Origin of the sequence: Streptomyces sp. KLMMK, assembly GCF_036961605.1 — a bacterium.
Taxonomy (GTDB): domain Bacteria; phylum Actinomycetota; class Actinomycetes; order Streptomycetales; family Streptomycetaceae; genus Streptomyces; species Streptomyces telluris.
This window is the reverse complement of sequence record NZ_JBAMDC010000225.1, coordinates 1-11,202: the sequence shown is the minus strand read 5'-3', so window position 1 is coordinate 11,202 and position 11,202 is coordinate 1. Positions and strand designations below refer to the sequence as shown.

Sequence of the window (11,202 nt, the reverse complement as noted above, 5' to 3'; positions counted from 1 at the left end):
CGACGCTGCCGTCGACCAGCACGATGCCGGCCGTGCGCTGCGGGTGCAGCCGGGCGAACGCCTCGGCGTGGAAGCCGGCCAGGGAGTGGCCGACGACCGTCGCGGGCTCGCGCAGGCCCAGCGCGTCGAGGACGCCGGCTATCCGGTCGGCCTCGCCCGCGGCGGTGGGCGGCTCCAGGGGCGGGGCGCTGAAGCCGAGGCCGGGCCGGTCGAAGCGGACGACAGTGCGGTGCGGGGTGAGGAGCGGCACGACGGGCTCCCAGTCGAACCAGCCCATGCCGAGCCCGGCGCTGAGCACGCACACCGGCCCCGACCCCTCGCGCACCACGTGCAGCGGCACCCCGCCGACCTTCAGCATGCGCCCCGGCGGCCGGGCCGCCTCGCGCCCGGGCGTCCGCGGCCGCACCGTACCGTTCACGCCGCTGCCGCCGTTCGCGCTGTTCATGGGCTCCCCCTCGTCGCTCTCCGACAAGCTAACGGACGAGGCTCTCCCGGTGCTCCGGTGCCACCCAGTGGGGTTTGCGGAACCGCAGGAACGCCAGCGGCGCGAGGAACCCCAGGACGAGCAGTCCGCCGCCGACGGTGAGCAGGTAGCGCCACAGCGGACCGCCGCCGAACTGCTCGGGCGGCACGAAGCCGATGCACATGGCGGCGAGCGAGGCCGCGAAGCCGACGCCGGCGACGAGGTGCAGGGCGGGCACGCGGAAGCCGCGCGGCCGGTCCGGCTGGGTGGCCCGCAGGCGCACGGCGGCGGCGAACATCAGCAGGTAGACGACGAGGTAGATCTGCGTGGTGATCACGGAGAAGATCCAGTACGCGCTGGAGACGTCCGGGACGAAGGCGTAGAGGAGCGCGATGACGGTGGTCAGCCCGCCCTGGGCGACCATGATGTTGCGCTGGACGCCGTTCTTGTTGAGCTTCTGCAGCACGGGCGGGAGGTAACCCTCCTGCCGGGCGACCATCAGCAGCCCCTTGGACGGCCCGGCCAGCCACGCGAGCATGCCGCCGAGCGCCGCCGCGACGAGCAGCACGCCGACGACCTTGGTCAGCCAGCCCACGTGGAAGTGGTCGAAGAAGCCCTGGAAGGCCTGCATCACTCCGGCGGTGAGGCTGAGGTCCTCGCCCGGCATCACCCAGCTGATGGCCAGGGCGGGCAGGATGAAGATCAGCAGGACGAGGCCGGTGGCCGCGAACACCGAGCGCGGGAACTGCCGGCCGGGCTCGCGCAGCGAGGAGACGTGGACGCCGTTCATCTCCATGCCCGCGTACGACAGGAAGTTGCCGACGATCAGCACGAGGCTGGCCAGGCCGGTCCACGGCGGCAGGAGGTGGCCGCCGTCCATGGGCGCGGCGGAGGCGTTGCCCTGGCCGAGGAAGACCAGGCCGAGGACGACGAGGACGACGCCCGGGATCAGGGTGCCGATGACGAGGCCCACGCTGGAGAGCCCGGCCACGGCCTTCGTGCCGCGGGAGGAGATCAGCACGCCGGCCCAGTAGACGACGACGATCACGATGGCGACGTAGACGCCGTTGTCGGCGAGCCGCGGGTCGACGACGTACGCGAAGGTGCTCGCCACGTAGGCCAGCAGGCTCGGGTAGTAGGCGATCGTCATCGCGAACTGGCACCACACGGCCAGGAAGCCCAGCGGCTTGGAGAGCCCCTCGCTGACCCAGCGGTAGATGCCGCCGGTCCAGCCCGAGGCGAGCTCGGCGGAGACCAGGGCGGTCGGCAGCAGGAAGACCACGGCCGGGAGGAGGTAGAGGAAGACGGCGGCGAGCCCGTAGAGCGCCATGGACGGCGAGGGCCGCAGGTTGGCGACGGAGGCGGTGGTCATCATCGCGAGGGTCACCCACGAGATGAACTGCGGCTGCGGGGCCGCCGGCGGTGCGGGGACGGAGGCGACGGGACGGTCGTCCCTCACCTGTTCCGTGATGGTCATGGGAGGGGGAGCGTCCTTCAAGCCGTACGTCAATCGTTTTCGCCCCATAATCCCATTTCCGGGGCCGTGGAACGGGCATACCCCGCGGGGGTAGGGTGCGAGAGTGATCCGTAACGGACAGCAGGGGACGGCGGCCGCGTGGTGCGGGCGCCTTCTGCTGCTCTCCGCCCTGCTGCTGGGCATCGTCACGATGCACACGCTGGGACATCCGACGGGCCACGCGGGTACGGGCACGGGCCACAAGGCCGGTACGCATGCGGCGGCCGGGACACATGCAGTGGCCGGGGCACATGCGGCAGCCGGGGCGGACGAAACCTCAGGGTCGCATCCGCAGGCGCACTCCGCCGCCCCCGCCCCCGCTCCCGGCCCCACCGCCGGCGACCCCCTCTCCGCCCCCGGCATGGACCCCATGTCGGTCTGCCTGGCCGTCCTCGGCACCGCCCTCCTGGCGCTCGTCCTGCTGCTGGTCACCGCCGCCCTCCGCCGTCCCGCCGCGGCCATGGCCGCGGTCCGGGCGCGGCTGCTGCGGGCCCTGTGGCCGATCCCGCCGCCTCCGCGGCACAAGTCCCTCGCGCGGCTGTCGGTGCTGCGGGTGTAGGAGCGCGCGTCCACGCGTCCCCACCCCCTCTTCACCGATCCCTCAGAGGTGCACCCACCCATGCGTACGCACACCCGTACCCACACCCGCCGCGCCGTGCTCGGCGCCGGCCTCGCCGCCGCCGGGAGCGGCCTGCTCGCCGCCTGCTCCGACGGCGCCGGCGGTTCCTCCTCCCCCTCCGCCGCGCCCGCCGCCTTCGTCGCTCCGGACGGCGCGGAGGTCGCCGCGGCCGAGGCGAAGCGCGGGAGCGGCCCCGTCCGCAACGTCCGGCTCACCGCCACCCGTGCGCAGATCGACCTGGGCGGCCGTACGGTCGGCACCTGGGCCTACGGCGACCGGCTGCCCGGCAAGGAGGTCCGGGTCACCGCGGGCGACACCCTCGCCCTCACCCTCGCCAACCACCTGCCCGAGCCCACGTCGATGCACTGGCACGGGCTCGCGCTCCGCAACGACATGGACGGCGTTCCGGGCGTCACGCAGCAGCCGGTCAGGGCGGGGGCGTCGTTCACGTACCGCTTCGCGGTCGCGCACCCCGGCACGTACTGGTTCCACCCGCACTCGGGCGTCCAGCAGGACCGCGGGCTGTACGCGCCGCTGATCGTGGAGGACCCCAAGGAGCCGCTGCAGTACGACAAGGAGTGGGTCGTCGTCCTCGACGACTGGGTGGACGGGGTGGACGGCAGCACGCCGGACGCGGTGCTGGCGGAGCTGGCCAAGGGCATGGACCACGGCATGGGGGGCATGGACCACGGCGGGGGCGGCCCGGGCCACGGCGGGGGCGGCGGAGGCGGCATGCACCACATGTCGATGACGTCCGCGGCGTCGGAGAAGTCACCGTCCCGCATGCTGATGGGGGCCACCAGCCCCCTCCTCGGCGGGGACGCGGGCGACGTCGCCTACCCGTACTACCTGGTCAACGGGCGCGCCCCGGCCGACCCCGAGACCTTCGCGGCGAAGCCGGGCGACCGGATCCGCATCCGCTTCGTCAACGCGGGCGGGGACACCGCCTTCCGCGTCGCCCTCGGCGGCCACCGGATGACGGTCACCCACACCGACGGCTTCCCCGTCGAGCACGCGGAGACGGACGCGCTGCTGCTGGGCATGGGCGAGCGCTACGACGTGCTGGTCGAGGCGAAGGACGGCGTCTTCCCGCTGACGGCGCTGGCCGAGGGCAAGAAGGAGGCCGCGCTGGCGCTGCTGCGGACGGGCGGCGGTGCGGCCCCCGACGCGTCGGCGCGCCCGCGCGAGCTGGACGGGCAGCTCCTCACCGCCGACCGGCTCAAGGCCGGCAAGGCCGTGCGGCTGCGGGACCGCGCCCCCGACCGGACGGTCACGCTCCGGCTGACCGGTTCGATGGCGAAGTACGACTGGGCGATCAACGGGGAGAAGTACGCGCCCTCGCGGCGGCTGCCCGTGGCGGCGGGCGAGCGAGTGCGGCTCTCCTTCGTCAACGCGACCACGATGTGGCACCCCATGCACCTGCACGGCCACACCTTCGCCCTGCCGGGCGGGGGCCCGCGCAAGGACACGGCGATCGTGCTGCCCGGCAAGCGGCTGGACGTGGACTTCGACGCCGACAACCCGGGCCTGTGGATGCTCCACTGCCACAACGTCTACCACTCCGAGTCGGGGATGATGACGCTGCTCGGCTACCGGAAGTAGGCGCGGGAGGGGGCCGGGAACGGGCGGGCGGGCCGCGCCCCGCCCGCCCGGCCCCCGGCGTGGGAGCCCCGAGATCGCGTCAGTTGGACGAGTACTGTGGGCGGCGTGCCTCAACTTCGCCTCGCTCTGAACCAGATCGACTCCTGCGTCGGGGACCTCGCCGGGAACGCCGAGTCGATCGTCCACTGGACCCGGCACTCCGCCGGACAGGGCGCCCACCTGGTGGCGTTCCCCGAGATGGCGCTGACCGGCTACCCCGTCGAGGACCTGGCCCTGCGCGGCTCCTTCGTGGAGGCCTCGCGCGCCGCGCTGCACGCGCTCGCCGCGCGCCTCGCCGACGAGGGCCTCGGCGAACTGCCGGTGGTCGTCGGGTACCTGGACCGCAGCGAGGAGGCGCGCCCGCGCCTGGGCCGCCCCGCGGGCGCCCCGCGCAACGCCGCGGCCGTGCTGCACCGCGGCGCGGTCGCCCTGGCCTTCGCCAAGCACCACCTGCCGAACTACGGCGTCTTCGACGAGTTCCGGTACTTCGTGCCCGGCGACACCATGCCGGTGATCCGGGTGCACGGCGTGGACGTGGCCCTCGCCATCTGCGAGGACCTGTGGCAGGAGGGCGGCCGGGTGCCCGCCGCGCGCTCCGCGGGCGCCGGGCTGCTGCTGTCGGTCAACGCCTCCCCGTACGAGCGGGAGAAGGACGACACCCGCCTGGAACTGGTGCGCAAGCGCGCCCAGGAGGCCGGCTGCACGACCGCGTACCTGGCCATGACCGGCGGCCAGGACGAGCTGGTCTTCGACGGCGACACGATCGTCGTCGACCGCCACGGCGAGGTCGTCGCGCGCGCCCCCCAGTTCGAGGAGGGCTGCATGCTCCTCGACCTCGACCTGCCGGCCGCCGCCGGCGGGCCGCCGACCGGGACCGCCGGCGACGGCCTGCGCATCGACCACGTCACCCTCTCCGCGGACCCGCTCCCGCCCTACGAGCCGGAGACGCCGGGCGGTGCGGCGCCGCACCTCGGCGACGATGCCGAGGTCTACCAGGCCCTGGTCACCGGCCTGCGCGCGTACGTCACCAAGAACGGCTTCCGCAGCGTCCTCATCGGCCTGTCCGGCGGCATCGACTCCGCGCTCGTCGCGGCCCTCGCCTGCGACGCCGTCGGGCCGGAGAACGTGTACGGCGTCGCCATGCCCTCGCGCTACTCCTCCGAGCACTCGATCTCCGACGCCGAGGAGCTCGCCCGCCGCACCGGGCTGAACTTCCGCACCGTCCCGATCGCGCCGATGTTCGACGCCTACATGGGCGCGCTGGGCCTGACCGGCCTCGCCGAGGAGAACCTGCAGTCGCGGCTGCGCGGCACGATGCTGATGGCCATCAGCAACCAGGAGGGCCACATCGTCCTCGCCCCGGGCAACAAGTCCGAGCTGGCGTGCGGCTACTCCACGCTCTACGGCGACTCGGTCGGCGCGTACGGACCCATCAAGGACGTCTACAAGACCTGGATCTTCCGCCTGGCCAAGTGGCGCAACGCCGACGCCGGCTCCCGCGGCGAGACCCCGCCCATCCCGGAGAACTCCATCACCAAACCCCCGAGCGCCGAACTCCGCCCGGGCCAGGTGGACACGGACTCCCTGCCGGACTACGAGGTCCTCGACCGCATCCTGGAGCTCTACGTCGACCGCGACCGCGGCCACGCGGACATCGTCGCCGAGGGCTTCGACACGGAGCTCGTCACGCGTGTTCTGCGGATGGTCGACACGGCGGAGTACAAGCGGCGGCAGTACCCGCCGGGCACGAAGATCTCGGCGAAGGGGTTCGGGAAAGACCGGCGGTTGCCGATTACCAATCGGTGGCGGGAGACGGGGTGAGGCGGGCGGTCGCACGACCGCCCCGGAAGAGCTGGTGGGGCCGCAGATCTGCGGCCCCACCAGCTCTTTACCGTCTCGCCACATTGGCGAAAATAGGACGGTGAAGATCGTACCGAGTGGTAGGTTACAGATCTGACTTTTCCGAATCCGGGGGGATTCCACGTGTTTTCGCGCGCATGCAAGCTTCTGATCAGCGGAGCCGGTACGGCGGCCGTCGTCCTGGGCACTGCCGCGCCCGGCATCGCGGCGGGTACGCCCGAGCCCGGCGGCGACACCCTGCCCCACGCGATCGAGACCCTCGACTACCCGGGCGCCGCGGAGATCTACAAGGAGCGGGGCATCAAGCTCTGGCGCGGCGACGGGCACATCATCCTGGGCGACTGCAGGACTGTCACCGATATCGTTGTCTTCACCAACAAGCAGGACGGCCCGGACCAGGGCAAGCACTGCTTCAAGGTGACGGGAAGCCAGAAGACCGGACGACTCGACATGTACGTCGAGGGCGTGACCGCGGTCTCGGCCGGCCAGTACAACGCCGAGGCCTTGGTCAGCGAGTTCCCGGGCCGCTTCGAGGTGCCCAAGGGCCTCACCAAGCATTTCGACAAGCCCGTCGTCCTGAGCCGGATCAAGGTCTGACACACGACTTCGCCCGCTCTTCCTTCCCATCGCTCTTCATCCGGGCCGCGGCACGCCGGGCCCACGGAGGACACCATCATGACTTCCCTGCGTCCGCGCGCCGCATGGATGACCGGCCTGCTCGCATCCGCCGTCGCGGCAAGCCTGCTGACCAGCACCCCCGCACATGCGGTTGCCGGCGACGAGACCGCTGACGGCGCCTACGCCTTCACGGCGAAGCTCGACATCGAAGGACGGCGCTACTGCTCCGCCGCCCTCGTCGAGCAGGAGTGGCTGATCAGCGCCGCCAGCTGCTTCACCGACGACCTGACCAAGGACCGCTACGTCCCCGAGGGCGCTCCCCGGCTGAAGACGACCGCCACCATCGGCCGCACGGACATCACGGGCAAGGGCGGCAGCGTGGTGGACGTCGTCGAGCTCGTCCCGCACAAGGACCGCGACCTGGTGATGGCGCGGCTGGCGCGGCCGGTCACGGACGTCAAGCCGGTCCGCTTCAGCCCCGACCGGCTGATGGCGGGAGAGACCGTCCGGGTGACCGGCTACGGCCGGACCAAGGACGAGTGGGTTCCCGACCGCATGCACGACGCCGAGTTCAAAATCGACTCGCTCGGCAACGGCACCATGAACCTGACCCCCACGTCGCCCGGCGCCGCCGTGTGCGCGGGGGACACGGGCGGGCCCGCCTTCAAGGACGTCGGCGGCTTCTACGAGCTGGTCGGCATCCACAACACCTCCGGACAGGGCGGGTGCTTCGGCTCGGACAAGTCCGAGACGCGCCGCACGGCCACCGAGACCCGTGTCGACGACATCAAGGGGTGGGTCCAGGCCACCACCGCCCGCACGGTCCTGTCCCGGCACGACTGGAAGAACGCCGTCCACTCGGTCTCGGGGGACTTCACCAGGGATTACCGCAGGGGCACCGCCCCCCGCAAGGACCTGTTCGTCGTCTGGGCCGACGGCTCGGCGAGCATCTTCCAGGGCAGCGACCCCACGAACGACAGCCGCCCCTTCTCGGCGGAGTACCTGGTCGCTCCCAAGGGCAGCTACTGGAAGAACGCCGAAGCGATCACCGGCACCCGCGTCACCGACGACATCTCCAGTGGCACCCACACCGACGGGCTCACCGTCCGCTGGAACACCGGCAAGCTCTCGACCTTCACCCACGTCGACGAGCACGGCTTCTTCGAGGAGAAGACGCTCGCCTACAGCAACAGCTGGAAGAACGCCCGCCTCATCACGGCCGGCCGCCACACCGCCAACGACCTGCGTGACGACCTGGTCGTGCTGTGGGCGGACGGCTCCACCTCCATGTACTCCGACACCGGCGCCAACGGCGTCGCCAAGGAGACGCAGCTGACCCGGGCGAACCCGGCCTGGACCCAGGCCGCACAGCTCACCTCCGGCGGGTTCGGCGGCAAGACCGACGCCCTCGTCATCCGCTGGAACAACGGCAGCGCCGACCTCTTCCCCGGCGTCGACACGGACGGCTTCCACAGCAAGGTCAACCTCCGGCCGGAGGGTTCGGCCTGGAAGTACGCCCAGGTCCTGACGGCCGGCACGTTCAATGGGGACTGGTCGGGCGGCGACCTCCTCGTCCGCTGGGCCGACGGCAACCTCAGCTACTACGCCGACGTGGACGCCTCCGGCGCCCGCAAGGAGATCCAGCTCGTCGGCTGACAGCCCTCTCCCGCCGCTCGCGTTAGCATTGCTTGATTATTCAAGCAATGCTAACGGAGTGAGTCCGCAGTGAAGGTCGAGATCTACAGCGACATCGCCTGCCCCTGGTGCCACGTCGGCAAGAGCCGCTTCGAGCAGGCCCTGGCCGCGTTCCCCGGTGCCGACGGCGTCGAGGTGGTCTACCGGCCCTTCCAGCTCGACCCGCACGCCCCCGAGGAGCCGCTGCCCCACCGCGAGGTGCTGGCCGCCAAGTACGGGCCGCAGTCCGTCGCCATGGACGACCACATCACGCGGCTGGGCGCGGACGAGGGGCTCACCTTCGACTTCGACACCGTCGTGGAGAACAACTCCCTCCTCGCCCACCGGCTCCTGCGCTTCGTCCTGGAGGAGTACGGGCCGGACGTCCAGGCCCGGCTCAAGGGGCGGCTGCTGGAGGCCCACTTCGGTGAGGGGCTCGACATCGGCGACCGCGAGCACCTGACGGACGCCGCCGTCGCCGTGGGCCTGGACCGCGATCCCGTCGCCGTCTTCCTCGACGGCGACGACCTGCACGACGAGGTCCTCGACGAGATCGAGGAGGCGCGGCAGCGGGGCGTCACCGCGGTGCCGACGTTCGTGTTCGAGGGGCAGTGGGCCGTCCAGGGCGGGCAGGACCCGGCCACCTTCCTGGAGATCCTCCAGCAGGTCGCGGAGGCGACGGGGGCCGGGGCGAGGACCGGAGCAGAGGCCGGGGCCGGAGCGGGCGGGGCCTGCGCGGACGGCGCCTGCGCGGTCTAGCCCGAGCGCTGGGCGCCGCGTACCTCCAGGCCGTCCAGGAGGCGCCGCGTGGCCGCCGCGACGGCGGTCACCGCTTCCTCGAACACGGCCTCGTTGTGCGCGGCGGGGTGGTGGAACCCCGACACCTTCCGTACGTACTGCAGGGCGGCGGCGCGGATGTCCTCGTCCTCGACGGAGGGCATCATCGGCGGGCGCAGGGTCTTAATGCTGCGGCACATGAGTCCAGTGTGCCGCAGCGTGACAGTATCGCTGTCATGACTACTTCTGATGTTGCCCAGGACGCGAAGAAGGCCCCGGCGAAGGACCCTTGGGAGCTCCCCGACGTCTCCGGCCTCGTGGTCGGCGTGCTCGGCGGCACCGGTGACCAGGGCCGCGGCCTCGCCTACCGGCTGGCCAAGGCCGGTCAGCAGGTGATCATCGGTTCGCGGGCGGCCGAGCGGGCGCAGGCCGCCGCCGGCGAGCTGGGCCTCGGCATCGAGGGCGCCGACAATGCCGAGTGCGCCCGCCGCAGCGACATCGTGATCGTCGCCGTGCCGTGGGACGGCCACGCCAAGACCCTCGAAGGGCTGCGCGAGGAGCTCGCCGGCAAGCTCGTCGTCGACTGCGTCAACCCGCTGGGCTTCGACAAGAAGGGCGCCTACGCCCTCAAGCCGGAGGAGGGCAGCGCCGCCGAGCAGGCCGCCGCGCTGCTGCCGGACTCGCGCGTCACCGCCGCCTTCCACCACCTCTCCGCGGTGCTGCTGCAGGACCCGGAGACCGAGGCGATCGACACCGACGTGATGGTGCTCGGCGAGGCGCGCGCCGACACCGACATCGTGCAGGCCCTGGCTGGCCGCATCCCCGGCATGCGCGGCGTCTTCGCCGGCCGGCTGCGCAACGCCCACCAGGTGGAGTCGCTCGTCGCCAACCTGATCTCGGTGAACCGCCGCTACAAGGCCCACGCGGGGCTGCGCGTCACCGACGTCTGACCGGCGGCGGGTGGGGGGCCGCCACGCCGCCGCGCCGCCTGAGCGACAATGGCCGGGATCGTGACCGTATGCGCCCCCGGACAGGAGCCGTCCCCCATGCCCCGCCTCGCCCTCTACGCCCTCGCCGTCTGCGTCCTCTCGGTCGCGGCGGCCGTCGTCTCCTTCGCGCAGGGCAGCTGGCTCGGCATCGTCTGGATCCTGATGCTCGGCGTCTCGTCCAACATCGCCTGGTACTACGTGCGCAAGGCGAAGAACGACAAGGCCGCCGCCGAGGGCGGGGACGCGTAGGACGGGCCCCTGCCCCCGGCTCCCCGCCCCGGCCCCTGCCCTCCGCCGCCCCGGGGCGTCAGGCCTCGGGCGCCGGTACCCACCCCTGTGACGAGCCCGGCGGCTGCTGGTAGACGGGCCTGCCCCCGGCTCCGCTGGTGCGGAAGGGCCTGCCCCGGTCGTCGAGCCGGAGGACGCCGCGCCGGTCCCCGCTGGACCACTGCAGTTCCAGGTACCACTTCACGTCGTGCTGCGAGGCGGCCGCCTTGACGTAGAAGACCTCGGGGTCGCTCTCGCTCACCTTGTACGGGAAGTCGCGCTGGCCGGCCTTCGGGGTGACGGCGGGCCGGGCGGCGTCGAGGTCGACGCCGAAGGACTTCGTCGACACGTCCCCGCCGCAGCCGACGCCCATGATGTAGCTGTTCCAGGGCAGCGGCGCCTTCGTGCCCTGGACGCGCACGTGCAGCCCTTCGAGGACGACGGTGTCCTTGCCAGCGCCCTGCAGGGTGATCTCGATGAACTGCCCGCCGGCCGCGACGCCGCCCAGCGCGGACACCCAGCCGGGCGCGTCCTGCTCCGTCGGGGGCGGCGTGACGTCGCCCGGGGCCCGGTCGATCAGGTAGCGCTGGGTGCAGGGGTCCTCGAAGGCGTACGGGCGGACGTGAGCGGTCAGGGGGACGCCCTTCTCCGCGGTGCCGCCGCCCGGCCTGCCCCCGGGGGCCGCGGGGGCGGAGCCGCCCTGCGACGGGGACGCCGCGGGGGTGCCGCTCTCCTTCTCCCCTTCGCTCCGCTCGCCCTCTTCCCGTTCCTCCTTTCC

11 protein-coding genes and 1 pseudogene are annotated in these 11,202 nt (G+C 72.3%); 8 read left to right on the top strand and 4 right to left on the bottom strand.

Annotated features, from left to right (window positions below; translation table 11 throughout):
• Together V7793_RS25520 and V7793_RS25515 are read right to left on the bottom strand one after the other, a co-directional pair.
• Positions 1-358, bottom strand: a 358-nt coding sequence (locus tag V7793_RS25520; RefSeq protein WP_336010314.1) for an alpha/beta fold hydrolase, incomplete at its 3' end; no start/stop codon positions are given.
• A 115-nt stretch (positions 359-473) separates the two neighbouring features.
• Positions 474-1,940 (bottom strand): APC family permease, encoded by a 1,467-nt coding sequence (locus V7793_RS25515; protein WP_336010313.1) that lies wholly within the window; start codon positions 1,938-1,940, stop codon positions 474-476.
• 103 nt (positions 1,941-2,043) lie between these two features.
• Between V7793_RS25515 and V7793_RS25510 the strand changes: the two genes are divergently transcribed.
• The 6 genes from V7793_RS25510 (at position 2,044) to V7793_RS25485 (ending at position 9,150) form a co-directional block, all read left to right on the top strand.
• Positions 2,044-2,538, top strand: a complete 495-nt coding sequence (locus V7793_RS25510; protein WP_336010311.1) for a hypothetical protein — start codon at positions 2,044-2,046, stop codon at positions 2,536-2,538.
• A gap of 60 nt (positions 2,539-2,598) precedes the next feature.
• Positions 2,599-4,200: a multicopper oxidase family protein gene (locus V7793_RS25505; protein ID WP_336010309.1), complete on the top strand. Its 1,602-nt coding sequence runs from the start codon at positions 2,599-2,601 to the stop codon at positions 4,198-4,200.
• 105 nt (positions 4,201-4,305) lie between these two features.
• Complete coding sequence (locus V7793_RS25500) at positions 4,306-6,060, top strand: NAD+ synthase (RefSeq protein WP_336010307.1); 1,755 nt, start codon at positions 4,306-4,308, stop codon at positions 6,058-6,060.
• A 162-nt stretch (positions 6,061-6,222) separates the two neighbouring features.
• Positions 6,223-6,696, top strand: a complete 474-nt coding sequence (locus tag V7793_RS25495) for a hypothetical protein (protein WP_336010305.1) — start codon at positions 6,223-6,225, stop codon at positions 6,694-6,696.
• Positions 6,697-6,774: 78 nt separating this feature from the next.
• Entirely contained in the window at positions 6,775-8,373 is a 1,599-nt protein-coding gene (locus tag V7793_RS25490; RefSeq protein WP_336010304.1) for a S1 family peptidase, read from the top strand.
• Between the two features lie 69 nt (positions 8,374-8,442).
• Positions 8,443-9,150 carry a DsbA family oxidoreductase gene (locus V7793_RS25485; RefSeq protein ID WP_336010302.1) on the top strand — a complete coding sequence of 236 codons (708 nt, stop codon included), beginning with the start codon at positions 8,443-8,445 and terminating at the stop codon, positions 9,148-9,150.
• On the opposite strand, the gene V7793_RS25480 is transcribed toward V7793_RS25485, so the two are convergent.
• Positions 9,147-9,368 (bottom strand): DUF2277 domain-containing protein, encoded by a 222-nt coding sequence (locus V7793_RS25480; protein ID WP_336010300.1) that lies wholly within the window; start codon positions 9,366-9,368, stop codon positions 9,147-9,149. The genes V7793_RS25485 and V7793_RS25480 overlap by 4 nt on opposite strands.
• A gap of 36 nt (positions 9,369-9,404) precedes the next feature.
• Between V7793_RS25480 and npdG the strand changes: the two genes are divergently transcribed.
• Together npdG and V7793_RS25470 are read left to right on the top strand one after the other, a co-directional pair.
• Complete coding sequence (gene npdG, locus V7793_RS25475; RefSeq protein ID WP_336010298.1) at positions 9,405-10,118, top strand: NADPH-dependent F420 reductase; 714 nt, start codon at positions 9,405-9,407, stop codon at positions 10,116-10,118.
• A 96-nt stretch (positions 10,119-10,214) separates the two neighbouring features.
• A complete protein-coding gene (locus tag V7793_RS25470) occupies positions 10,215-10,406 on the top strand; it encodes a hypothetical protein (protein ID WP_058044698.1) in 192 nt (63 codons plus the stop codon).
• Positions 10,407-10,464: 58 nt separating this feature from the next.
• On the opposite strand, the pseudogene V7793_RS25465 reads toward V7793_RS25470, so the two are convergent.
• Positions 10,465-11,202 (bottom strand): annotated as a pseudogene (locus V7793_RS25465) (transcriptional regulator); the annotation flags it as partial.